General features: G+C 44.5%; 18 protein-coding genes. 6 read left to right on the forward strand and 12 right to left on the reverse strand.

Annotation, left to right across the window (positions count from 1 at the left end):
- Positions 1–32: 32 nt before the first annotated feature.
- The 7 genes from A8C56_RS02050 to A8C56_RS02085 all read right to left on the reverse strand — a co-directional run bounded on the left by A8C56_RS02050 (position 33) and on the right by A8C56_RS02085 (position 8,242).
- Positions 33–521 carry a DinB family protein gene (locus tag A8C56_RS02050; protein WP_067751369.1) on the reverse strand — a complete coding sequence of 163 codons (489 nt, stop codon included), beginning with the start codon at positions 519–521 and terminating at the stop codon, positions 33–35.
- Positions 522–550: 29 nt separating this feature from the next.
- Entirely contained in the window at positions 551–1,126 is a 576-nt protein-coding gene (locus A8C56_RS02055) for an ORF6N domain-containing protein (protein ID WP_067751371.1), read from the reverse strand.
- Positions 1,127–1,560: 434 nt separating this feature from the next.
- Positions 1,561–2,475, reverse strand: coding sequence for a hypothetical protein (locus A8C56_RS02065; protein WP_067751376.1), 915 nt, complete (start codon positions 2,473–2,475; stop codon positions 1,561–1,563).
- A gap of 35 nt (positions 2,476–2,510) precedes the next feature.
- A complete protein-coding gene (gene ilvD, locus A8C56_RS02070) occupies positions 2,511–4,196 on the reverse strand; it encodes a dihydroxy-acid dehydratase (protein ID WP_067751381.1) in 1,686 nt (561 codons plus the stop codon).
- Between the two features lie 287 nt (positions 4,197–4,483).
- Positions 4,484–5,476, reverse strand: a complete 993-nt coding sequence (locus A8C56_RS02075) for an isocitrate/isopropylmalate family dehydrogenase (RefSeq protein ID WP_067751384.1) — start codon at positions 5,474–5,476, stop codon at positions 4,484–4,486.
- Between the two features lies 1 nt (position 5,477).
- Entirely contained in the window at positions 5,478–6,971 is a 1,494-nt protein-coding gene (locus A8C56_RS02080; protein WP_067751388.1) for an ATP-binding cassette domain-containing protein, read from the reverse strand.
- A 110-nt stretch (positions 6,972–7,081) separates the two neighbouring features.
- Complete coding sequence (locus tag A8C56_RS02085) at positions 7,082–8,242, reverse strand: 2-isopropylmalate synthase (RefSeq protein ID WP_067751393.1); 1,161 nt, start codon at positions 8,240–8,242, stop codon at positions 7,082–7,084.
- Positions 8,243–8,467: 225 nt separating this feature from the next.
- Between A8C56_RS02085 and A8C56_RS02090 the strand changes: the two genes are divergently transcribed.
- Positions 8,468–10,027, forward strand: coding sequence for a hypothetical protein (locus A8C56_RS02090; protein WP_317041090.1), 1,560 nt, complete (start codon positions 8,468–8,470; stop codon positions 10,025–10,027).
- 162 nt (positions 10,028–10,189) lie between these two features.
- Here A8C56_RS02090 and A8C56_RS02095 read toward each other — a convergent pair whose 3' ends face one another.
- Positions 10,190–10,546 (reverse strand): hypothetical protein, encoded by a 357-nt coding sequence (locus A8C56_RS02095; RefSeq protein WP_067751398.1) that lies wholly within the window; start codon positions 10,544–10,546, stop codon positions 10,190–10,192.
- Positions 10,547–10,893: 347 nt separating this feature from the next.
- Between A8C56_RS02095 and A8C56_RS02100 the strand changes: the two genes are divergently transcribed.
- A complete protein-coding gene (locus A8C56_RS02100) occupies positions 10,894–12,318 on the forward strand; it encodes a tetratricopeptide repeat protein (RefSeq protein WP_067751402.1) in 1,425 nt (474 codons plus the stop codon).
- Positions 12,319–12,438: 120 nt separating this feature from the next.
- Here A8C56_RS02100 and A8C56_RS02105 read toward each other — a convergent pair whose 3' ends face one another.
- The 3 genes from A8C56_RS02105 to A8C56_RS02115 form a co-directional block, all read right to left on the reverse strand.
- Positions 12,439–16,428 (reverse strand): AsmA family protein, encoded by a 3,990-nt coding sequence (locus tag A8C56_RS02105; protein ID WP_179946956.1) that lies wholly within the window; start codon positions 16,426–16,428, stop codon positions 12,439–12,441.
- 90 nt (positions 16,429–16,518) lie between these two features.
- Positions 16,519–18,645 carry a methionine--tRNA ligase gene (gene metG / locus A8C56_RS02110; protein ID WP_067751406.1) on the reverse strand — a complete coding sequence of 709 codons (2,127 nt, stop codon included), beginning with the start codon at positions 18,643–18,645 and terminating at the stop codon, positions 16,519–16,521.
- A gap of 186 nt (positions 18,646–18,831) precedes the next feature.
- The gene (locus tag A8C56_RS02115) at positions 18,832–19,059 is read right to left on the reverse strand and encodes a hypothetical protein (RefSeq protein WP_067751407.1); all 228 of its coding nucleotides are present in this window, start codon (positions 19,057–19,059) and stop codon (positions 18,832–18,834) included.
- 83 nt (positions 19,060–19,142) lie between these two features.
- Here A8C56_RS02115 and A8C56_RS02120 point away from each other — a divergent pair, with 83 nt between their 5' ends.
- From A8C56_RS02120 to A8C56_RS02130, 3 genes are all read left to right on the forward strand, one after another.
- Entirely contained in the window at positions 19,143–20,174 is a 1,032-nt protein-coding gene (locus tag A8C56_RS02120) for a S66 peptidase family protein (RefSeq protein ID WP_067751410.1), read from the forward strand.
- 1 nt (position 20,175) lies between these two features.
- Complete coding sequence (locus tag A8C56_RS02125) at positions 20,176–21,090, forward strand: S66 peptidase family protein (RefSeq protein ID WP_067751411.1); 915 nt, start codon at positions 20,176–20,178, stop codon at positions 21,088–21,090.
- 601 nt (positions 21,091–21,691) lie between these two features.
- Positions 21,692–22,642 (forward strand): hydrogen peroxide-inducible genes activator, encoded by a 951-nt coding sequence (locus A8C56_RS02130; protein ID WP_067751414.1) that lies wholly within the window; start codon positions 21,692–21,694, stop codon positions 22,640–22,642.
- On the opposite strand, the gene A8C56_RS02135 is transcribed toward A8C56_RS02130, so the two are convergent.
- Entirely contained in the window at positions 22,639–24,618 is a 1,980-nt protein-coding gene (locus A8C56_RS02135) for a KUP/HAK/KT family potassium transporter (RefSeq protein ID WP_067751418.1), read from the reverse strand. The genes A8C56_RS02130 and A8C56_RS02135 overlap by 4 nt on opposite strands.
- A gap of 179 nt (positions 24,619–24,797) precedes the next feature.
- Here A8C56_RS02135 and A8C56_RS02140 point away from each other — a divergent pair, with 179 nt between their 5' ends.
- Positions 24,798–26,369, forward strand: a complete 1,572-nt coding sequence (locus A8C56_RS02140) for a hypothetical protein (protein ID WP_067761497.1) — start codon at positions 24,798–24,800, stop codon at positions 26,367–26,369.
- The last annotated feature ends 26 nt before the right edge of the window (positions 26,370–26,395 follow it).

The raw sequence follows: 26,395 nt of genomic DNA on the forward strand, positions 1-26,395 counted from the left end.
ATTTTATTTTTTAAGCTGCCTTTTAATTTTTTTTAATTGCGATAATAAACAATAAGATCTGTAGCATTTACATCCGTATAACCCACCTGCCTGAGCAGGGTCACCAATTGGCCACGGTGATAAGTGGCGTGATTGACGACCTGTGCAAATAGCTGGTAATATTTTGCGGAAGATGCTTCACCATTGAAACGCTTAAAATGAAGCTGGTCGCTCAGGCGGCTTTCATCAAAGGCTGTAACGAATGCCTTGAATTGCCCAGACAATTGTTTCCATAGCGCAATATGCTCTTCTTTCGTGCCCTGGAACGTCTTTTCTAACTGCTCAACATTTTCTTTTCCGTGCAGTCTTTGCACCCAGGCATCTTCTGAAGAAAGCATGTGGAGCGTTGTTTGCCGGATGCTGCCAAAGCTGCTGATGACCGGCTGGTTCCATTGCTCATTGCTGATATTGCTTAACCAGCCACAGGTAATTTCTGTTGCCCATAGATGGTATGCTGCCAGCTCCGTGAAATAGTTATCCATTTTCAAATTGCCTGTTTTTTTTTACCGGATTATTTTTTAAATCCTATTCGTTCCCTGTTTTCCCATTTTCGCTCAGCCGCTTTTTCATCCAATAAATTTTCGAGCGCATCATAAATATGGCTGAGCTGCACATCATGCCCGCCGACTCGTTCTTTCAATTCTTTTATCTGCTCTTTAATGTCATTTTGTTGCAGCAAAATTTTTCTTACTTCCACAAATGCCCGCATGATGGCTATATTCATCTGAATAGCGCGATCACTGTTTAAAATACCACTCAGCATCGCCACGCCCTGTTCGGTAAAAGCATACGGCAATGTACTACGATGCCTTTGGGAACCGGTCACAAATTGTGACCGGTTCCCTGTAGTATTTTGATTATCAATGCTTTCAATATATGCTACATTAACTTCTGGTTTTATGTTGGTCCATTCCTGACGGGTGAGCTGAAACATAAAGTCTTTTGGAAAGCGTTTGATATTTCTTTTTACAGCCTGATTAAACGCCTTTGTTTCCACTTCATACAGCGCTGCCAGGTCAAAGTCAAGAAGCACCCGTTCACCTCTGATTTCATAAATCCTGTTTTGTATGGATCGTATTATCTGCATTTTAATTGTTATCAGAACTATAGTGCTATCTTTTTTGCATTATCGCGCTTATAATAATCAGTATAACCGGAAGCATGGCATAACCCCAGCAAAAAAAAGTTCCAAAACCTGTAGACTGAAATATTGTGTTCTTATAATAATTGATATTACAAAAAGACTTGTATCGGTCATTTGTTATTAAGTAATTATAGATGGGTAAACATGCTACTATACCACCAAGAAGGTAGAGAAGTTTGTATTTAGAATTAATGTTGATGATCGGAATATTCAATATGTTATTTAAATTCAGTATAATACCCAAAATCAATAAAAGGGTGAATAAAGCGGTTAAAGAAAAAGCATACGTATCCGGATCTTTGTCCGGCCATCTTGCATTGTAGAACATATAAATCCTGAAAAAAAAATATTTAAGGAAAAGCATCAACAATGAGTTTTTAAGGTACGTACATGATCCTCCTGGCTTTATAATAACTGTCAGCAGCATCCTCAATACTTTTTGCTGTTGGTAAAATAAAGTTTTGCCATACTTCATGCCACCAGTCATTTCCTGAAAGTGTGAGCACCCCATCCGTCAGGAAATACAATCCCGAAATGATCCAGCCGGGACCAGGAATAAAGGCCACCCCGGTCATGATTACGTCCAGGGCCAGTTTGCCGTTTGCCTCGGCGGTAAATCCTTTATTCGCTGCGTCTGCAACTGATAACACCACTCCGCCGGCTGCGGTTAAATGACCTGCTACTTTTACAAGTTTCATTGTTTTAAAAGTGGCATTAAAAGCCGCTTTTTCAACAGCAACAGCATCAGCAGCAACGGCTGCATTGCCTTTGAATCCTGTTTTCCAGACCCGCTTCCCGTTCCAGTTAGCAATAAACTTCCCTTCTTTTACTACTGTTTTAAATGTTTCATAATCTTTGATGGTCAAATAGGCCTCGGTAGCTGTACCGGTAGCTGCCATTCCTATACCTGATAAGGGTATCCAGTTTTTTGAAAAATAATTGCCGGCAACGCTGTTATTTCTATAATAGGTGTTATCCCTTGCTGCCCTCATGTCTGAACCTGTAACAGAATAGGAGGATTGAGGTACTGTTAATCTTTTACCTTGCGTGCGCAGATCTAAGCTGTTAAGATGGGCATATGTATTGCCGCTCACTTCCCGGAACGTATATACCCGGCTGGTGTCCGGGCGTAACGTACCGTCGCTTAAAATGCCGGGCCTGCAAACCGGAAAACGATCCGGTTTAAAACCAAAATCACGAACCAAACGGCTTTGAGCCTGGATGCTGTTTTTATGAGTGCCATACAGATAATCATGGAACAGCATTATTTGGGTAGCATCATCCTTTGTCATTGTTTGCTGTTTTAAGGTATTTGCCTGTTACAAAATTACGCTTCATCCGTTACACAGCCTTCACTCGCAGACTTCACAAATTTTGCATATTTGTACAGCACACCGCTGGTGGCCTTAGGCGCAGGGCGTTTCCACGCGGCCCGGCGTTTGGCAATTTCTTCCTCGGAAACTTTTAACGTAAGCGTGTTCTTAATGGCATCTATTTCAATAATGTCATTATCCTGCACCAGGCCTATTAAGCCGCCTTCATAAGCTTCCGGGGTAATATGCCCTACAACAAAGCCGTGCGTACCTCCGCTGAACCGGCCATCGGTAATCAGGGCAACAGAATTACCCAAACCTGCACCAATGATGGCTCCTGTGGGTTTCAGCATTTCGGGCATGCCGGGTGCGCCTTTGGGCCCGATGTTACGTATAACCACCACATCGCCTGCATGCACCCTGCCGCTTGATATACCAGCGATCAGATCCTGCTCACCGTCAAATACGCGCGCGGTGCCTTCAAAGCGCTCACCTTCTTTCCCGGTAATCTTTGCCACGCTTCCGCCCTCGGCAAGGTTTCCGTACAGTATCTGCAGGTGCCCTGTTTTCTTTATGGGGTCTTCTAACGGCTGCACAATTTTCTGTTCATCAAAATTCAGTTCCGGCACATCCTGCAAATTTTCTGCAACGGTCTTTCCGGTTACGGTAAGGCAGTCGCCGTGCAGCATTCCGTTCTTTAATAAATACTTCATTACCGGGGGTAAGCCACCCTGTTTGTGTAAATCCTCCATCAGGTATTTTCCGCTTGGCTTAAAATCGGCCAGCATAGGCACTTTATCGCTTATTTTCTGAAAATCATCAATGGTCAGATCCACACCTGCAGCTTTTGCCACGGCAATCAGGTGCAGCACGGCATTGGTGCTTCCGCCCAGGACCATTATTACGGTAATGGCATTTTCAAATGCCTTGCGTGTCATAATGTCTTTGGGTTTAATATCTTTTTCCAGTAACAGTTTAATGGCCTTACCGATGGTTTCACACTCTTTCTGCTTGTCTTCACTTAAGGCAGGGTTACTGCTGGAGTAGGGCAGGCTCATGCCCAGGGCTTCAGCCGCACTTGCCATTGTATTTGCGGTGTACATGCCGCCACAGGCACCTGCTCCCGGGCAGGAATGACGGATAATGCCTTTAAAATCTGCCTCATCCAGGTTCCCTGCGATCTTTTGCCCCAATGCTTCAAAGGCTGAAACAATGTTGAGGTTATCCTGTCCTTTATAATGACCGGCTGCAATGGTGCCGCCGTACAGCATAATACCCGGGCGATTCAGCCGTGCCATGGCCATTAATGAACCCGGCATATTTTTATCGCAACCCGGAATGGTGATCAATGCATCGTAGTATTGAGCACCTGCGTTGGTTTCAATGCTGTCCGCAATCAGGTCGCGGCTAACAAGGCTGTAACGCATTCCATTAGTACCCATACTGATGCCGTCACTCACTCCGATGGTATAAAACCTTAAACCTTTAAGATTTTCAGCGTTTACGCTGTCACGCACTTTTGTGGCCAGGTCGTTCAGGTGCATGTTACAGGGATTGCCGTCCCATCCCATGCTTACAATGCCCACCTGCGGCTTACCGAAATCTTCCTCTTTAAAACCGATGGCATAATACATTGCCTGCGCGCCCGGTAGCGTTTCATCCTGTGTAAGGGTCCTGGAATACTTGTTTAACTCTGCCATACTGTTTGCTTATGTTTATTATGTTTAAATCGTATACTAAAAAACCCGCCTTTATGGAGGCGGGTTATATCGGAAATCCGTTTGTTTTACTAAATAATCCCTCCTCCATTTTTATGTAAAATGACAATGGCAAAGACCACAATAGCATTGCGGAATAATTGAGAACGGTTATGTGCATTGTCAAACATCAATTGGAGAAGCTTTCAGCGAATATAAAGCCTCTGCTGTTTGCATCAAAATTTTTTAACAGAAAAAAATTGATGTATATAAAGAACTATACGAAATGGTTAAATGATCGTTGATTTCTGCAATGCCATATTTTCACCTTTGGCAAAGCCGGGTATAGAGCCCCGTATAAAATCGCTGATCAGCTCACCTATTGTACTGGTTGAATAATTATTGACCGGGTCAATATCTTTTGCAACAAAACCATGCAGCAATGTCCAGTTTACAGCGGTGCGCACAATTAACGCCTCTTCATGCATGTTAAAATAATTCAGCATGATAGCGGCTGCCAGAATTGTTCCTGCCGGGTTGACCTGATTTTTTCCTGTATCTGCGTCCTTTATGCCAAAAGCAGGACCGAAGAAAGAACTGTGCTCTGTGGCCAGAACAGAAGGGATCATTGCCGGGGTGCCGGAAAGTGCCGCTGCCTGATGAAACAGGTAGTAGCCCGCATCCATGTTAGTGATGATGACATCAAAATCTGCCGGGTGGTGCATGAATGCCCGTATGGCATTGCTTATTTCCATATGCTCAATGAGCACTCCGGGATATTCTTTACCATATTGTGTCAGCAGGGGCTGCCAGGAAGCCGTGCTGCCGGCTGCTTCAGAAGTACGGATAAACGTAATTTTTTGTTTCCGGCCTGAAGCCTGCTCAAAAGCAGACTGGGCAATTCTCCTGCGGCTGCCCTCGCCTGCTGTTAAAGTGGGCTCCTGGTAAAGGATCAGATTTACGTTCTCAATGTATTTATTCTTTAAAGGCGATAAATGATGCAGTGAATGATATACCACCACCGGCTGCGCAATGGCAAACAGCGGGAATTCTTTTTGAATTACTTCCGCTGCTGCACTGCCTGCGAAGAGCACTGCGTCAGCAACTGCAATAATATCTTTTGAATCCTGCGAAAGATGCGGTGCTGAAAGATCGGGCAAAACAGATGTAAACTCAAACAGATGCTCATACTGCTCGGCAACAGCTTTTAATACCTTTGCTGCCTGTTCTGTTGCTTCTGCTGCTGCCCCCGGCTCTTCTATGATCGCGATCTTCTTTTTCATTTTATAAAGCCTTATGTGTTAATGCGGTTTTTGATTTTATGACCGGGTGTGGAACGGTCTTTTTATAAACCGCAGGTATCCCTTTGTTCAGTTCCAGTACGTGTTTTACACAGGCAGGAACCTCGTCGTCATAATGGCTGATGAAGAGCTGGGTCATTCCCGTTTCCCGGTGAATGCGCTCTAACAGCTGCACCACCATTTTTGACTGCTGGTCATCCAACCCCTGGCAGGGCTCATCCAGCGCCAGCATCAGCGGGTCTTTGATCAATGCTCTTGCAATGAGCACCAGGCGCTGCTCGCCACTTGATAAAGAAGACAGCGGGCGATGCGCTTTGTCCTGTAATGCAAAGAACGAAAGCCATTCATTTACTTTTGCGGTCTGGGCCTCATTTAATTTCCGGAACAGCCCGATCGTATCAAAGAAGCCGGAACCTACCGCCTGTGCAATAGATGTGGAGCGGTCAAAGAAATTCTGCAGTTCGGGCGACACAAAGCCGATGCGGCTTTTAATATCCCAGATGCTTTCACCGGTGCCCCGTCTTTTGCCGAATAAATAGATTTGCTGGGAATAAGCCTGCGGGTTATCCCCGTTTATTAAACTGAGCAGGGTAGATTTGCCGGCACCGTTGTGGCCTTTGATTTGCCAGCACTCTCCATTGTTTACCTGCCAGTTGATATTGTTTAAAATAATGGTATTGCCATACCGGATAGTAACGTCCTTCATGGTAATGAGCGGACCTATATGGTAGGCTTTTTTCATTGCCGGAAGCGGGGCCTCAAATTGCCGCACCTGCATAGATTCCATAAAGCCCAGCTTTTCTACAGGAGCATAATTGATCACTGCCCCGTCTGCCATTTCTGCAAAATGAGTAATGCTTGCAGGCAGCTCATGGCTGTCGGTTATCAATATTAGAGTAATGCCGTCTGCTGCCAGCTGGTTCAGCACTTTGTGCAATACCTTCCGGCTTTTGACATCCAGGCCGGTAAATACTTTATCCAGGATCAGGATGTCCGGGTGCGCTAACAAATGGCTGATCAGCTGCATTTTCTTTAATTCACCATTGGACAGCTGGATCAAAGGCGTATGAGCACGGTGTGTTAGCTGAAACTGCTCCAGCCAGTTGCTGATCGCCTCCGGGCTTCCTTTTTTTAACAGCTCTTCTGTTAAGGTTGCCGCATCTTCCGCATCACAGGTATTGAAGCGTTGCTGGTAATAGAAATCAGCAACATTGGATTTGTTTTTTAAGGGATGCGTTGCAGGAACATAGGCTACGGTGGGTTTTACGGGTTCATTGTTCCTTTTATAAGCTATAGTGCCGGCATGGAATAGTTCTCCCTTCAGGGCTTTTGCCAGCAAGGTTTTACCACTGCCGCTTGCGCCAAACAGGGCCAGGTGCTCTCCGGCATTTAGGGTAAAGCTGATGTTGTCCAACAGCAGCCTGCCCGCCTGTTGCACTGTTACATTGTTTAAAATAATATTAAAGTTCCGTTCCATGTTTCAACCTCCGGATAAGGTGTTTACTGGGTTGTACGGCTGATAGAAGCACTGCTGCTGAACTGGGTGTAGCAAGAGCACTGCTGTTAATGCTGCAGCCGGTTAAAAAGTTATGCCATCGACTTTACTTTGTCTGCCATCTCTTTCAGATCATGATCCTCTACTTCTTTTTTGGCATCCGCCACATTCAGGAACTGCTGATACAGCTCATCTACCTGATTGCGGTCAAAATCATATCCCAGATTTTTGAAACGGTAAGCCAGTGCACTGCGGCCGCTGCGCGCTGTTAATACAATGCGGGAAGTGTCCGCGCCCACTTCATGCGGGGCGATGATCTCATAAGTGGAAGACTCTTTAAGGAACCCATCCTGGTGAATGCCGGATGAGTGCGAAAAAGCATTGTCACCGACGACGGCCTTATTGGGTTGCACCACCATGCGCATGGTATCTGCCACATTCCGGCTTATTGGTAATAATTGCGTGGTATCCACATCTGTATACAGGTTCAGCTCAGGGTGCTTTTTTATAGCCATTACCACTTCTTCCAGAGAAGTGTTCCCTGCGCGCTCGCCAATGCCATTAATGGTGCATTCGATCTGTCTTGCGCCTGCAATGGCGCCGGCTATTGAGTTGGCCGTAGCCAGGCCCAGGTCATTATGGCAATGACAGCTGAAAATGGCTTTATCAGCGTTGGGCACATTATTTAACAGGTACGTGAATTTTTCAGCATACTGATGCGGCAAACAGGAACCGGTGGTGTCCGGAACATTTACCACAGTAGCGCCTGCGGCAATAACGGCCTCTGCCAGCTGTGCCAGGAACTGAAGATCGGCCCGGCCGGCATCTTCTGCAAAGAATTCCACATCCGGTACCAGGTTGCGCGCCAGCTTTACTGCTTTAACAGCACGTTCCAGTATATCTTCACGGGTGGTGTTGAATTTGTATTTGATGTGATTGTCTGATGAACCGATACCCGTATGAATGCGCGGGCGAACAGCAGGTTTGAGCGCTTCAGCAGCCACTTCAATGTCCTTTTGTACGGCACGGGTAAGACCGCATATGGTGGCATTCTTTACCACTTTTGCTATTTCATTTACGGAAGCAAAATCTCCGGGGCTTGAAATGGGAAAACCGGCTTCAATAATGTCTACGCCAAGAGCTTCCAGTTTCAGTGCCAATTTGATTTTTTCTTCCGTATTCAGCTTGCAACCGGGCACCTGCTCGCCATCCCTCAATGTAGTGTCAAAAATAAAAACCTTGTTATCCGCCATAATTCAATTTATTTAATTTAGAATTGTTATTTTCAATACCTGCTGATATAACTGAATAATGCAGTTGATTGTTATAATATTAAAAATAACCAGAGGTTCCGGAATATGGAAACCAATTTATGAAGATACTTACATTGAATAAAAGAAGTTATTGAATTTTAATTTATTGATAATCAATTATAAAAGGAGGACCAAATTACGATGCCCAGTAAATCGACAGACGCTTTGTTTCAATTGATAAAATCGCTGGAAAAATCTGAGAAACGTAATTTAAAGCTTTTTGCCGGCAGGAACTCAGGGGCGGAAACCTTAAAAAGCATGCAACTGTTCAATGCCCTGGACAAGCTTCCGGAGTATGATGAAAAGATGCTGCTGAAAAAAGTGCCTGCCGTAAGCAAGCAACAATTGTCTAATACCAAGGCATTGCTGTATAAGCAGATCCTGGGGAGCCTGCGGATCATCCGGGAGGATATGAATGTGGATATGCAGTTGCGTGAAATGATGGACAGCGCGCGCATTCTTTATAATAAAGGCTTATACCTGCAAACGTTGAAGATACTGGATAAAATGAAAGAGCTGGCAAGATGCTACCACCAGCTGACCTATTTACAGCAGGCGCTTTTTTTTGAAAAAAAGATAGAGGGCCTGTACATTACCCGCAGCATTCAGAACCGGGCCGATGAACTGGCGCGGGAAGCGGACGCGGTTACAGAAACCGTCAATAATATCAATACGCTTTCAAACCTTGCATTACAGTTATACAGCTGGTATATACAGAACGGCCATGCAAGAAACGAGAACGATATTAAAACAGTGCGGCTTTTTTTTGAGAAAAGCCTCCCTAAGAATGCGGCGCAGCTTCAGGGTTTTTACGAAAAGCAATACTATTACCAGAGTTATGCCTGGTATGCGTTTATAAAGCTGGATTTCCTGATGTTTTACAGGTATACCCAAAAATGGGTGGATACGTTTGAGACGAACCCGCAGATGATCGCACTTGAAACAACCATGTATATTAAAGGGGTGCATAACCTGATGAGCGCGCATTTTGACCTGATGAACCGGGATAAACTGGCGGCTACCATTAAACAATTCAAGCACTTTGTGCAAACAAAGCTGGTGCAGGATAATAACAATAACCGTATTACCGGTTATGTGTACCTGTATACCGCGGTGATCAACCTGCACTTCCTGGAGGGGACGTTTAATAAAGGCTTAAAGATGGTTCCTTACCTGGAAGAAATGCTGGTAGAGCATGGGCTGTATCTGGACCGGCATAAAGTAATGGTATTCTATTATAAAATAGCCTGCCTGTATTTTGGCAGTGGTGACAATAAAAAAGCGATTGATTATTTAAACCGGATCATTAATCAAAAGGATGACCTGAGAACCGACCTGCAATGTTATTCAAGGCTGTTGCACTTAATAGCCCATTATGAATTAGGAAATTTTGATCTGCTGGAATACCTGATCAAATCTGTTTACCGCTATATGGCCAAAATGGAGAACCTGAGCAAGGTAGAGGAGGAGATGTTCCGTTTTTTAAGGAACGCCTTTAAATTTAATGCAAAGACCATCCGGCCTGAATTTGAAAAACTGCTGACCAAGCTGAAGCGTTATCAACATAACCGCCTTGAAGCAAGAGCCTTTGCCTATCTGGATGTGATCAGCTGGCTGGAAAGTAAACTATACGGGATCAATGTGCAGGACGTGATCCGGAAGAAATACCTGCGGGCATCAAGGAGCACAAAAAGAGGCTGTATCAAAAGGCATTTCAGAACGTAATGCCGTTCTGAACCAGGTTCAGAATCTATTGAGAATCATAGTTCATTTAGATGCTGAAATAAATTCAGCAAGACAATAGTGAACTTTTGATACAGCCCCATCAGGGAGTACAAAAAAAAATCGCGTTTTACAACGCGATTTTTTCTTTTTAACAAAACCCGGTTACTTTGAATAATTCCTGAGGGTTTCGTTCGGATTAAATGTAAATCTGTTAAGCACTACTTTCTTTTTGTAAGGAACAATATAAGTGTTCTGCCCCTTCTGGTAAGAAATGGAAGTGTTCAAGTTAACATAATTATTATTTGAACTTTCGTTTGTTAATAATTTATCACCTCTGAACTGGTATTTGGAACGCAAAGAAAAAGAGTTTAACTGCCCGTTAAACCTGGAATCAGAAAAATAAGCGCTCTTTGATTTTTCTTTTCCGCGGTCAAAATTAACAGAGGGATCTTCGTTAGCATAAGAAACACCCCCTATAACCAGGACAAAAATTGTGCTTAGTAAGAAGGTTTTCAACATTTTTAATGAATTTACTGATTTAAACTTAAACAAAAATACAACATAATATTAAGATTTGGAAATTTTAATTTTTTTTTAACCCATACCCACTTATATTTAGTTTGCTAACACCTGTTCTGGTTTTTAATTGAAAATTATTCAATCAGGGTTATGAGGGCAGATATAAAATGTAACTTATTGATAGTTAGTTTGTTGATGTGAATGCAACAAACGTCTGGTTTAGGGACTCTTATTATAAAGTTTTGCACACCGGAGGATAACTTGTTTGGGCGCCCAATAACAATATTTTACTATATTGGAACAAAATAAGGGTTTTGTGGTTTTGATAATGAAATAAAGGAGACGATATGAGAGAATATTCCCACCAAAGTGAAGAGCGCAAGGAAGAAATGGAAGAGTTACTGCAACGCTATGAAGACCTTAGAAATGGTAATTCCGTATCCTATCTTGAAGAAGAATCTTTTGAACGTATTATAAATTATTTTGAATCGAAAGAAGCCTTTAAAAAAGCACTCCAGGCTACAGAAATAGCTATAGAACAATTTCCTTACTCAGCCGGGTTACTGGTAAAAAAAGCAGACCTTGTGCTGAACAACCGGGAGTATGATACAGCGCTGGAACTGCTGGATAAAGCAGCCATCTTTGACAGCAACGATATTGATATTTATATTCTGAAAACGGAGGCGTTACTGGCCCTGGACCGGCAGGAGGAAGCCGTTGCGCTGCTGGGAGAAGCACTGAACCTTTTTGAAGGCGATGAAAAGATTGACCTGCTTTTTGAGCTGGCAGATGTTTATGACGACTATGAGGATTTTGAAAAGGTGTTTGACTGCCTGAAATGGATCCTGGAGCTGGAACCCAATAATGAAGAAGCGCTGTACAAGATCTGCTTCTGGACAGATTATACCGGCAGGAACGCGGAAAGTATTGAGCTGCACCAGAAGATCATTAATGAATATCCTTACAGTGAGCTGGCCTGGTTTAACCTGGGCGCGGCTTACCAGGGTATAAAACTGTATGAGAAAGCCATTGATGCTTATAAATATGCCGTAGCTATTGATGAAAAGTTTGACTATGCCTACCGTAATATTGGTGATGCATACATCCGGCTCAGAAAATATAAGGAGGCTATTGAAAGCCTGGAAAGGGTGCTGGAACTGGCCAAGCCGGAAGATGTTATTTACGAAGCCATTGGCTATTGTTATGAAAAGCTGAAAAACTATGCGCAGGCCCGGTTTTATTTCCGTAAGGCATCGCATCTTAATGAAGACAAAGGCGCGTTGCTGTATAAAATAGCATTGACCTATTACAAGGAAGATCAGTTTGAGCAATGTATCCGCCAACTGGAGGCCGCCTTAAGGATCAGGAATAATAACCCCGAGTATTTATTGCTGATGGGCCAAAGCAAACTGGCTTTGGGACTGGATAAGGACGCATTACAGTATTTCCTGAATGTGGTGCGTTTGCGCCCCAAACAGCTGATGGGCTGGGAATCGCTGCTGATCGGTCTTTACAAGGCCGGGCTTTTTGATGAAGGCTTGGAGCAGATCAGAAATGCCTGCCTGCACCTAGGAACCGAAAAACCATTGTTTCATTATTATAAAGCGCTGTTTTATTTTGGCCTGAATCAGCCCAAACAGGCATTGGTTGAATTTGAGGAAGGACTAATAAAGGGCCCCCGCTTTCTGAAAAGGGTTCTTGAAGTGGAACCCTCTCTTCTTCAGCGCCCTACAATAGGAGCGCTGATCCTGAAAAATAAGAAGCGCCGGTAACCGGCAGCATACTATATACTGATTTTGATATAAGACGGTTCCTGGCTATTGTTCATATACGGGGCAGCAACCCGTCTGAGAATAAAATTTTCCCATTGTTCTGAATCCCGGATGCTCCAATCATCCTTCTGCAGATTCCACGTTCCATAGCTTCAGAACTTCGGGTGATCTGAGCGAGAGCGGCTTTTCTTTTGAAGTATTTTTTAACGACGCCTGTTTTTTCAGTTTTTTCATATACCTCCGTTCCTGCTTCCTAATGCCTGGTAAACCAATGCTGGATTTGATACCGGAAAGAATGGACTTGATGAGGAAATTGATGGGCGACTTATCCGTCAGCCGTTCAAAGAAGACCGGGGATCTTTTACCCCTGTTATTTTTGCGCAAAATAAGTGCATTAGCCGCCCAGCTTACTACTTTATTCATAAAGGTTTGCGTTTTCTCCGGCAGCTTTTTCTTATCCAGTAAACGCAGCTTCAGGCCCCTGTAATACATTTGTAGCTGCCCTTTGGAATACCCGTTATTGCCAAGGGCCGTCATGGTAAGGCTGTCGAGATGCCCGCGCAGCACTTCTGCGCCCACCAGGGGTACCAGCACTTCATTCCATTTTTCAAGGTTCAGGGCGCCGGTACGCACCTGCATTAAAAAACGGCCGGCGGTATCCAGGTATGATTCACGAACGCGTAGTTGTGTGTTCATGGCACCTATTACATTGGCACCGGCAACAATAAACAGGCTGTCCGCCGGACCCAGGTCATAGTTCTTTATATGATACATATGGGCATTCAGGTTATTTACAGGGATGATGCCCAGTGTTTTGGTTTGGGGATTGATCTCCCTGTACTCAACATACATATTGGAAAGACCCAGGGAGTCAATATTTATTTTTATAGGAATGCCAAGGATCTGGCGGGTAGGCAGCAGTTTGTATTTGATGGCTGTGTCCGGCTGTGTTTTATCTTTAAAGGAGAGCAGGCGAATGGAATCTATATGTACTCCGCCGATCTTTAGAATGCTGTCGTTCCCGTAGATCTTTGTATCCCACGGTCCGCCGGTAATAGCGCCTGTAGCCACCTGCAGGTAATCTTCATTAAAGGCCTTTTTCCTGCTGTAGTCTTCAATGCTCTGGTTGGGCGAAAAGTTAAGAGAGTCTGCTTTAAAGAAACCGTTTTTGAAATTAAAATTGTACCAGTGCAAATGGTTCTTAAATGTGGTAAAGCTTCCGGTAGCCCTGCGCACATCCAGCCTTGTACTGGCTTTTAGAATTTCGCCTATATTCTTTAAGGTTGCTGAGCCTAAATAAATATTGCGCACTTCCCCGGCATCCAGCTTAAGAACGGCATTCTTTTTCCCCAGGCTGTCAAAAACCAGTTTATCCATGGAAAGCACACTTAGTAAAGTGCTCCAGTCTACTTTTTCATCGCCATTCTTTTTAGCCTGCAGGCGCTCCAATAAAATATTTAATTTGTTATAGTCAGTTGCAAACCGGTTGCCATTATCGTTGTTCAGGAACTCAAAATTGGTCAGGTATACCTTTACGGCATCTGCATCCAGTAGTTGCTTTTCTGTGGATTTCAGGTTACGGATATGCAGGTAGCTGTTTGCTGCCTGTCCATCCCATTTGATCGTGTTGGTTTGATTTTTTTTGTTCACGAACTGCAGCTCCAGGTGGGGGCGTTCCAGTAATGCCTCTCCTAAAAGGATCTCCGGCGCTTTCTTTTTGTTCTTTGCTCCGGCAGTGTCCTTTTTGCCAAAGTGAGCCAGTATATCCGGGTCAGAAAGAATGATCTTGTTTAGTTGCAGGTTGCCGTTTATGATGCGGCTGATATTGGGTATAACGGCAATTTGCGGAATATTGACAAGGATGGAATCTGTTTCCGTGATTTTTTGAAACTGCAGGTTTTTAAAAATACTGTTTTGCTGATCGTTTACCAGCATCTGATCTACAGCTAAGCGCATATCCGGGCCAGTCATTAAAAAATCCTTACCGGCAACGGCAAGGCCTTCCGCTATCAGACCTGCATTCTTCTTTTTGTAGATGCTTTTAGCATTAATGGAATTAAAAAATGCAGTAATGTTCCTGTTCTCCCGGTGAACGTTCAGTGAGGTATTATTGCCTTTAAGGTCTTTTAGCAGCAAGCCTGTGAGGGCCTTCTTTTTTTGTTTGTTTTCCTGTGCGGGCTGATCAATATTAACAGAAGCGCTTGCCCAGTGCAGGCCGGATAAAAGCATGTTCTGATTGGCGCTGTCCAGGATCACATCCCGGATACCGACCGTGCTGGCTACAGCATGAATACCATCGCCTTTAAGAACAAGATCTGTTGCTTTGAGGCCGTTGGCATTGTCCATCTTAACATTGTTCAGTACTGCTGTCAACGGGCCTTTACTGAACCGTGCCCTAGTAAAATTGAGGGTTTTTACAGCGTTCTGTATATTTTTTACTTTTTTTGATGCAGTGAGCTCACCCGGTAAAACGGACAGGTTGGTATTGCTTAAATGAAGAGCGGCGCCTTTACCGAATTTTAAATGGATATTCCCGTTCCGGATACCCAGCGCATCCAGGTTCATTACCTGCCCTATATCACTTAATGTTTGAAAAATACTTTTTTCCTTTTTGTTTTTTTTGGGCGCAACGGAATAGGTAATATCCGGGTTCATGAACGTGGCACTGCTGGCATTCAGTTTGTTCTGGTACAGGAGCGCTTCCCAGGAAAGCCCTTTCAGTTCAAACCTGGGCATCTGCAGGTCGTTGATCACTTTTCCTTTACGGAACTCCTGCAGCCGGAACTTTGTAAGGTAAATGGCATCATCCAGGAACTGTACACTGTCAAAAGACGTGGTATAACGCCCGTCCTGGAGCGATGTCTGGTAATTGTGCAGAGTCATCAGGAATTTTTCTACCCGAACGGGCTGCTCATAGTTTTGCCGTATCTGGAAGCCCTGCAGTTCAAAATCATTGTCTTTAGAAGTAAAGGAATTGATCTTTCCCTTGTTAATAGTGTTTACTTTTATAAAGGCGTTCTGCACTACCACATAGTTGAGCATAATGTCCCCGAAAAGCTGCTGCACAAGATCATCAACCTTCTGAATGCGCTTATTGTGATGCCTTGCCGTTTTCTGGTCAGCATCCACATCCAGGAAAATCTTTGGATTCGCAGCAAATACGGAATCAGCCTTAATGACCTCGGAATAAAACAGCGTATCAAAGTTGATTTTGGTGAGGCGGAGACTGTCAAAATAGATCTTAAAGGCTGTTTTAGAACTGTCGCCTTTTACGCCACGGATCGTACAGCTGTCAAACTCAACACGCTTATCCTGCAGGGTGATCTTAAAGTTCTTGAAGCTGATCATGTGCCGGTTTCCCGGGAGGGTCAGGTTCTGATCGTGGGTCTGAATGGCTATATCTTCTGTAAACAGGATCTTTCCTTCCACCTTTTTGTGCCTGCCCGTGGTGGTACTGTCTACCTGCAGACCGTCCAGGCGGATGTGCACTTTATTCAGAACAAAAGGAGTTTCTTCCGGCCTTGTATTGTCAATTAATGAAAGCGAGCCGTTGTCCAAAAGAAAACGGTTTATCTTTAGTACATTGATCGCGTCATTGATCGATTTTGCGATCCGCCCCATTTCCCTCGAAACCGTAAAATGATCATCGGCAGACGTGCCTGTGGTATCTTTTTTACGGGCTGTCCTCGTTCTTACCTGCAGCCGGGTAAGGGTTACTGATGGTGAATAAAGGTGGATGGAATCTATAAGAATTTCCTTGTTGAACAGCAGGGGCAAAAACCCCTTTGCCTTAATGGTGATCCGGTTAACGCTGACATTATATACAGAGTTGGCAGAGCTGTCGGCAGAATAAAAAACAGCCTTATTCAGTTCGATCCTGTTTTTGATCCAGTTGAACCTGAACTTTTCAATTTTCAGCTTTAATTTGCCTTTTGACTGCTGATCAACGATCTGTTCAATAGCGTCTTCCGCGTGGTCAATAAACCAGAAGTTAAAGGCTAGAATTACGGTAGCAAAAATACCCAGGGTGATCAACCCTATGCGGTAGTGCCTTCTTTTAACTCGTAAGTTCTTGAGCTTTAAATCTCGTAAACGGACCTTTGTCTTCAAACCTGGGTGCTTTATTCTTAAAAATAGCAAAAAACCATGAATGCACCCGATAAAAGAAAAAAGACGGACTGTTATTTTCCGGTTCTGTTACTAACGGATAGCGGCTCCGTCAGGCGCTTCATTATCTGCAGCCACAAACACCAGCCTGCCTTCCCGGTCTTCTGCCATAAGGATCATGCCGTTGCTTTCAATGCCCCTCATCTTGCGGGGGGCAAGGTTGGCAACCACCACCACCTTTTTGCCGGGTAATGTTTCCGGGCTGAAATGTGCTGCAATTCCTGAAACAATGGTTCTTTTTTCAAAGCCCAGGTCAATCTCAAGCTTCAGCAGTTTATCTGCCTTTTGTACTTTTTCTGCTGTAAGGATGGTACCGGTGCGTAGATCGATCTTTGAAAAATCATCAAAGGAGATCTGAGGTTTGAGATCTGAGACCTGAGAGGGCTGTCCGCTAACAACTGCCTGCTGATCACTGATTACTGATGACTGATCACTGACCACTGGTTGCTGCCCGCTACCAGCTCTTAGTTTCTCCAGTTGCGCTTCAATTTCAGCATCTTCAATTTTCCGGAACAGCAGCTCCGGTGCCCTGAGGCTGTAACCAACACTGAGCAGGTTCAGCTTACCCGCATTTTCCCAATCCAGCATCCGTTCTACCACCTTCATCATGTGCAATAGTTTCCTTGCCGTAGCCGGCAGGAAAGGATTGATCAGAATAGCAAGGTTTGCGGTCAGTTGTAAGCATAAATGTAAACAATTGTCAATCTTTTGCTGGCTGGCTTCCCGGTCTGGGTTGTCTGCCGTTAATTGTTTGGCAAGGATCCAGGGCTCTTTTTCCTGCATGTATTTATTTCCCTTACGGCTCAGGTCGATCACTTCAAACAAAGCATCGCGGAAGCGGAAGTTATCCAGGGCCGCCTGCACCCTGGCCGGTGCCTGCTGGATGTCGGAAATAAAAGCTTTGTCTGCATCATCCAGCACTTCTCCATGCAGGGGCGGAACCTTACCCCCACATAATTTGTGCATCAGTACAAACGTCCGGTTTACAAAGTTGCCAAAAACAGATACCAGCTCGTTATTGTTGCGATCCTGGAAATCTTTCCAGGTAAAATCATTGTCCTTTGTTTCCGGCGCATTGCTGCAAAGCACATAGCGTAAAGTATCCTCGCAACCGGGAAAATCCTTTACATATTCATGCACCCAAACGGCCCAGTTACGGCTGGTGGATACTTTCTGGCCTTCAATATTTAAAAATTCATTAGCCGGCACATTGTCCGGCAATACAAAACCCCCGTGCGCTTTCAGCATGGAGGGGAAAATAATGCAGTGGAATACAATATTGTCTTTTCCTATGAAATGGATCAGCCGGGTATCTTCCCTGCACCAGTAGTCGGCCCAGTTTTCAGTGAGCTCTTTGGTTGCTGAAATATAACCGATGGGGGCATCAAACCAAACATACAGCACTTTTCCTTCTGCATCCGGCAGCGGTACTTTAATGCCCCAGTTGCTGTCCCGGGTCATGGCGCGGGGCTGTAACCCGTTATCCAGCCAGCTTTTACATTGGCCGTATACATTGGCTTTCCATTCTTTATGGTCTTCCAGGATCCATTGTTTCAGCCATGCTTCATAATCCTGTAACGGAAAATACCAGTGTTTTGTCTTCTTTTTAACAGGAACGGCATCGCTCAGTGTGCTGCGCGGGTTGATGAGCTGTTCCGGAGATAAAGTGCTTCCGCATTTTTCACACTGGTCGCCATAAGCGTTTGGGTTGCCGCAAACAGGGCAGGTGCCGGTTATATAACGGTCTGCCAGGAACGTATTGGTCTTTTCATCATAAAACTGCTCGGTTTCCCTTTCCTCAAAGAGGCCTTTATCATAAAGCGCTTTAAAAAAAGCGGCTGCTGTTTCATGATGCACTTTATCGGAAGTGCGGGAATAGATATCAAAAGAAATGCCCATTTGCTGCATGCTTTCCTTGATCTGGGCATGATATTTATTCACAATATCCTGCGGGCTGACGCCTTCCTTTAATGCGCGTATGGTAATGGGAACCCCATGCTCATCACTGCCACCTACAAATTTCACATCTTTTTTTTGCGCTCTTAAATACCGGGCATAAATATCAGCCGGTATATAACATCCGGCCAGGTGGCCGATATGAATAGGGCCATTGGCATAGGGCAAAGCGGCTGTTATTAATGTTCTTTTATAATCTTTCATTAACTGTACTTGAATTAGTCTGCAAAAATAGCCATTGTCAGTGAGATGTGAGAGGGGAGATTTCAGTTATCAGTGGTCAGTATTTAGATTTCAGACTATCTGCCTGCTGCACTTTTTAAAAGTAATCCGCGAAATTATCAATTCCTTGTCAGTTGTATAAAGGTGATCTGCTGATATGCCGCCTGCTTACTCCAAACAGTCACCATTTTCAGCCTGCTTTTTCAGATCCCCGGCAGTAATAAAATGCCCTTGTTCAATTTCATCATTACCCGTTTCTAAGTCCTTATTATATTCCTCCAATGTTTGCGGAATTTCTTTAGCCTTGTATCCAATACCCATCAATTTAAGTGTATGCAGCAGCCATTCTCTTTTTGAGGAATCTTTTATATTGTCGAAATTTATTATTAACTCCATATTTATTGTTTGGATAAGTTCTATAACAAATTAACCGGATTTTTCATCAAACAGGTAGCTGACTTTCATTTATCTTAGCATCCATGAACCGTAAAACCTTTGTACAATCATCGCTGGCTGCACTGACTGCTGCAGGCCTTCCTGCATCCATGGCCTATGCGGGAGCGCAAAAACAGGTGGACATAAGCGGGGAAATCCCCCCGTTCTTAAAACCGGGCGACCTGATCGGTATTACTTCACCCGCCGGGTATATTACGCGTGAAGAGATCCTTCCGGCTGCTGCACTGATGCAGCAGTGGGGTTTTAAAATAAGGGCGGGTTATACCATCGGTAAGCGGGACTTTACTTTTGGAGGAACCGATGCGGAAAGACTGGATGACCTGCAAAAGATGCTGGATGATGCGGATGTAAAAGCCATTATGTGCGCGCGTGGCGGCTATGGATCCGTGAGGATCGTTGATGGATTGAAATGGGATCAATTCCGCCAGCGACCCAAGTGGGTGATCGGATTTAGTGATATTACGGTACTGCATTCACATATTCACCGCAATTTCGGGATCGCTACCATTCATTCCAAGATGTGCAACAGCTTTCCGGACGTTTGGGAAACGGCAGATCCGTTGCAGAAGGATACCATTGAATCCATCCGGAAGGCACTGACCGGTGAAAAAATGATGTATTCGGCGGAAGCTTTTAACAGTGTGAACAAACCGGGAACAGCAACGGGTATTCTGGTGGGCGGCAACCTGAAAACCCTGGAAACGCTGGCCGGCTCGGCTTCAGATATTCATACAGATGGCAAGATCCTTTTTGTGGAAGATACGGGGGAATATATGTACAGCATCGACCGTATGCTCTGGAACCTGAAACGGACCGGCAAGCTGGCGAAGCTGGCCGGGTTGATCGTGGGGGGGATGAAGCTGAAACAGGATCCGCTGGATGAGCAGTTTGGTAAGAATATTTATGATTCGGTGCTGGAAAAAACAAAAGAATACAGCTACCCTGTTTGCTTCGATTTTCCGGTTGGGCACCAGATTGATAATTATGCCTACCGTTGTGGCACCCGCCATCAGTTAAATGTAACTATTAAAACCGCTACTTTAAACAGTTTGTAAAATGATCATAAGGCAACCTCCTTTTTTAAAGAAAGGCGATACGATCGGCATTGTTTGCCCGGCAGGATTTATGGATTATGCGAAAGCGGCAACATGCATCAGCGTGCTGGAAAAATGGGGCTTCCGGGTAAAAACAGGAGCCACACTGGGCGGAACATCAACCACTTATTTTTCAGGAACAGATGAAGAACGGCTGAAGGACCTTCAGCAAATGCTGAACGATGACGGAGTACAGGCCGTGCTTTGCGGCCGGGGCGGTTATGGTATGGGACGCATTATTGACCGCATTGATTTCAGTAAGTTTAAGAAACGACCCAAATGGGTGATCGGCTATAGCGATATAACAATCTTTCACAGCCATATTTATACCAACTTTAAGATAAGCGGACTGCATTCTCCTATGGCAGCTGCTTTTAATGACGGGGAGTATAAAAATAAATACATCCGGTCATTGCATGCTGCATTGACGGGGAAGAAAGCCAGTTACAAAGCCCGCCGTTCAAAATATAACCGCCACGGGCAGGCCACCGGCGAATTGATCGGCGGAAATCTTTCGCTGCTGGTAACTGCAGTTGGCACAAAGTCGGACCTGCAAACAAAAGGAAAGATCCTGTTTGTGGAAGATGTTGGTGAAGAAAAGTACAGCATTGACCGGATGCTGTACCAGCTAAAACGAAGTGGTAAACTGGCGCATCTGGCCGGGATAGTTTTTGGCCGGTTTACAGATGTTGGTGATACCACAAGGCCTTTCGGTCAGGAGGTCTATGAGATCTTATGGAATGTGGTTCGGGAATATGACTATCCTGTTTGTTTTGATTTTCCGGTAAGTCATGAAAAAGAGAACTATGCATTAAAGGTAGGTGGTACCTACCGGTTGGCGGTAGGGAAAGAGGGGGTAACACTTAAGGAAGCCTGACCGTCTTTTACCGGCGGGCATACCATTAACCCGGATACAGAGAAGCGGCCTGCTCCGGGATTATATAAGAGCCTGCCCGTTTCACAAAGTTACCCTTGTTCCAAACGTACAGGTATTTATATGCCACGCGTATTCACCACTGCATTACTGAAGAATCCTGCCATTAAAAGGTATTATTTAAGGACGGCTGATTCACCCGAAGTTCTTTTGTAGCAAAGCTCCGGGAAAAGATTACTACGAATAGCTGCAAGGATTTTGCAGAAATTCGTCAAAACCCTTTTTTGGGCTTAAAATGCAGCTATTGTAATTTCATCAGTTGATATGGCGCCCTAACAGGGTTTAATACGTTTCAGTTTTCCTTTGATTACCAATATACTGCCCCACAGGGCTGTTCTGTAGGGATGCGCCAGGGTAAGCAAACAGCCAGCTAATGTATGTAATAAAAGCGTCGTAAGGTGCAGCCTGTTTCATTTAAAATATGCCGGGAATAATGGCAAACCACTAAAATGCCATTGTAAATTTTTTCTGACTTGAACGGCAATATTTAGTTTTATAAATAAAACCGATTAATTTTATAATTCTATTGGTTAATTCTATATTTATGACCTTACAGCAACTGGAATATATACTGGCAGTAGATGTCCACAGGAACTTTGTAAAGGCAGCAGATGCATGCTTTATTACCCAGCCAACCTTGAGCATGCAGATCCATAAGCTGGAAGAGGAGCTGGGCATAAAAATATTTGACCGCAGCAAGCAGCCTGTGGTGCCAACAGCTATCGGGCAGGGTGTGCTGGAGCATGCCCGCCGCGTCTTGCATGCGCGGAATGAGCTGGACCGGTTTATTGAAGATCAGAAGGGCACTATTTCCGGTCAACTGCGCATTGGAATTATTCCAACGCTGGCGCCCTACCTGCTGCCCATATTTGTTCCTGCATTTATAAAAAAATACCCGGAGATCAAATTGATCGTGCAGGAGCTGATGACGGAACATATGATCCGGTATTTAAAAGAAGAACGGATTGATGCCGGCATTTTGGTAACTCCTATTAATGAGCCAGGCATTAAAGAGCAGGTGCTGTTTTATGAAGAGCTGATGGTTTTTACTTCCAGGCAGAACAAAGCCTACCAGAAACAATACCTTCTGCCAAAGGACATTGATACCAGCAAGCTCTGGCTGCTGGAAGAAGGGCATTGCTTCCGGTCACAGATCATCTCTATCTGTGAATTGCAGCAACAAAGTCGTGAACATTCAGGGCTGGAATATGAAGCGGGGAGCATTGAAACCTTAAAGCGTATGGTAGAGATCAGCGACGGGGTAACAATTATACCGGAACTGGCTGCCCTGCAAATGCCTAAAAGTCAGCAACAACTGATCCGCCATTTTAAGAAACCGGTGCCTGTGCGCGAGGTAAGCCTGGTGGTGCACAGGGATTTCCTGAAAGAAAAGCTGGTAACGGCGCTGCAAACGGAAATACTTGCAGCGGTGCCGGATAAATTAAAGAAGCCGCCTTCCCGCAATGTTATACCGGTTGTGGAGAGCGAAACTTAGCTGGGATCCTCGATTCGCCGTAACTTTACGCTGGTAACCGGAGCCACAATTAACGGGAACTTCTCTACCGTAACATTGGAAAGATCCAGTCCAAAACCTTTTTCTTCAGAAAGGCTGATCTGTTTGATCATGAAATGCAGCTTCATGATGATCTTTTCAAGGAACGGGAGATCATTATCCGGGCTCAGGTATTTTTCCATGACCATAAACTGGAAATCGCCAACCGTATTGCTGCTGGCAAGGCTTTCATACCGGCTGATGATGTTTACTTCATTGTTCACTACAAGGTCTTCCACCACTTTTTTAAACATAATGCTGATCCTTGGCTGAATACGGAATCCCAGACGGAAATCAATACGGATGATATCATTGGGGATGATGTGCTCCACCTTATATTCGGCGGTATAGGGGTCATCTAATGTGTCCACGTGCACAAACCAGTAAATATCTGCCCGTTTGGGCTTTTTGTTTAAAATGGAATAAATGATCTTGTGCTCAATTTCCTTGGGATTATCCGCACTGGTAAGGTAGATAAGGTGCGTAGCGTATTTGGCAATGGACCGGTCTGCGCTTAATTCCTGCATTTTAGGAATATAATGCTCCATACGCACAAATTCCACGTAGCGGTTTTTGATCTTTCTTGCACGATACCAAACATACATGACAATAAACATCAGACCACCGATCATTACTGTTATATAGCCACCATGAACAAATTTTGCCAGCAATGCAATTAAATAGGCAATTTCTATTACCGCAAAACCAATAACGAATATATAGACCTTAATGGGTTTTATTCTTTTTAAAACCAGGTAATTGGCATAAAGAATGGTTGTCATAAGCATGGTTACGATAATGGCCAGGCCATAGGCGGCACCCATGCGGGATGATTGCTGGAAATATAAGACAACCCCGATGCACCCTATGAACATTAATGTGTTTACGGCGGGGATAAACAACTGCCCTTTTTCCTCTGACGGGTAGCGGATCTTTACCTTTGGCCAAAGGTTGAGGCGCATAGCCTCACTGATGAGGGTAAACGCTCCTGATATCATGGCCTGGCTGGCAATAATTGCCGCCGTGGTGGCTATGATTACCCCCGGAACAATGAACCAGTCCGGCATCAGGTTATAAAAAGCATTAATTCCAAGGGTTTTCCTGACTGTTTCTGTAACGGTCAGCCCTTCATGGTGGGCCAGCAGGTAAGCGCCCTGCCCAAAATAACTCAGCAGCAGGCAGATTTTTACATAAACCCAGGAAATCCGGATATTACCCCGGCCACAATGGCCCAGATCGCTGTAAAGGGCCTCGGCTCCTGTTGTACACAAAAACACCGCTCCCAATAGCCAGAAGCCATGCGGGTATTTGATTAAGAATTCTATTGCGTAATGAGGACTAAGCGCCCGGAAAATACTAAAGTCGTCTGAAATATGCAAAAGGCCAAATACCGCCAGCATGGTAAACCAGAGGAACATTACAGGTCCGAATATTCTGCCGATAGAAGCGGTGCCAAACTGTTGAAGAAAAAAGAAAAGACAAAGAATAATAAGAACGATAATAACAATGGTGTCGGGCGCTATATGGCGCAGGGAAGGCAGGATAGATAAGCCTTCAACGGCTGAGGTGACTGTCATAGGTGGTGTGATCATACCATCGGCGATCATTGCGGCGCCTCCGATCATGGCAGGAATAACGAGCCACTTTCGCCGTCGCCGTACAAGCGCATATAAGGCAAAAGTGCCCCCTTCACCCCGGTTGTCAGCCCTTAAAATAAGAACCACATACTTAATGGTGGTTTGCAAGGTAAGCGTCCAGATAATACAGGATAGCGATCCTATGATCAGCAATTCATCTATTTCCCGGTTTCCGATAATTTCATTAAATACATATAAAGGGGAGGTTCCGATGTCTCCGTATATAATTCCCAGTGCAACAAGCAGCCCGGCTGCTGTGACTTTGTTTGTAGAAATTTTCACTTGCTAATAAGTCCTTTTTACTGCAATAAAGCAGCAAAGTTTATATAAAGATTAATAAAGAAAAAACTTATTTTTTACGGTCTTTCCGGTATATTTTCCTTTTGAAAAAACGGGCTGTTAAAACCTTATCGGGTATTGAAGGAAAGCTGTACCTTTATAAACGAATAGGAATAAGTTTTATGAAAAAGTTGATTTTTAACCTGTTACTAATCGGTTTCAGCCTTATTAACGTTGCAACTGCACAAAGTATTGTGTACGCTGATGTAAATAAAACAGACGTGCCCCGGATGAATTTTGAGATCATCGGAAAGCTGGCCAGTAATTATCTTATCTATAAAGAGGTAAAAGGGAGCCACCGGATCACTGTTTTTAATGAAAGCATGCAGCAACTGGAAACGGTACCCATTACCCTGCTGCCCAAAAAAAAGGATCTGCTGGATGTGGGTTTTTATACTTTCTCCAACTTTGCGTATTTATTATACCAGTTCCAGCAGGGAAGCATCGTGTATTGTAATGCGGTGCGTATAGAGCCCAACGGAAAAATACTGGAAGAGCCGGTAACGCTGGATACCACGAGGATCGCCTATAAGGCCGACCGTAAAATTTATACGGCGGCTCAGAGCGGTGACGGCAGCAAGATCATGATCTTTAAAATCAACAAAAAAGACCGCACGCGCCACCTGTTTACCACAAAACTGTTTGACGCACAGTTAAACCTGCTCCAGGAAAGCCGGTATGCGCTGCCTATGAACAGAAGCGGCGATTATTTGTCCGGCTATAGCCTGGCAAACAACGGAGATTTTGCGTTTATCAAATACAACCGCTTAACAAGTGGGGATATAGAAGATGCAACGCTGATCGTAAAGCCCGCAGCTGTTGATGAATACCAGGAATACCCGCTTGATATTAACAATCTTTTTCTGGATGATATTAAACTGAAGATTGATCAAGCCAATAACCGCTACCTGCTGACCTCGTTTTACTCCACCAAAAAAAGAGGAAATATTGCAGGATTGTACAATAGCGCGTTCAGTATTGACAGCCGTCAGCAGGTATTTAAGACAACTACAGCGTTTAATGATGAGCTGAAGAAAAAAATGAGCGGCAGGGCCAACAGCAAAAGAGCCTTTAATGATCTTTTTATAAACAGCATCATTATTCATGAGAACGGTGGCTTTTCAGTTGCGGCTGAAGCTCTGTATACCACAGGTGGAGCATGGGACCGCTGGGGTTACTGGGGTGGCCCTTATGGTTTCTATGGAGGTCCTTACGGGTTTTATGGCGGCTTTGGCTGGGGTTGGGGCTGGGGAGGCTTTTGGTCCCCCTATTATTATTACTCCCCCTTCTTCTACAGGAGCTACTGGTGGGGCGGATTAGGCTATGGATATGACTATGTAAGGTATAACGCAGGCAACCTTGCTGTGTTTTCCTTTGACAGGGAGGGCAACAGGACCACTGAAAATATTATTTTTAAAGACCAGTCAGAATCCGGAACAGATGGCACTATTTCTTACCAGGTGCTGTTGAATAATGACCAGATGCATTTTATAATGAATCATTCCGGTAAAATAGCTGACCTTGACGACGTAGTGATTACTGAAGACGGGCAAATGATAGAAAATGAGCCACGGGAGGCCAGGGACCGGTATGTAAATTTTATGCCCCGTTACGGAAAACAGGTAGGGCCCACCACCATGATTATTCCTTATTCTTATAAAAAAAATATATCTTTTGCACGCGTTGATTTTTAATACGGTAAGGTTGTAAAGTAACTGGC

This window comes from Niabella ginsenosidivorans (assembly GCF_001654455.1).
GTDB classification, from domain to species: domain Bacteria; phylum Bacteroidota; class Bacteroidia; order Chitinophagales; family Chitinophagaceae; genus Niabella; species Niabella ginsenosidivorans.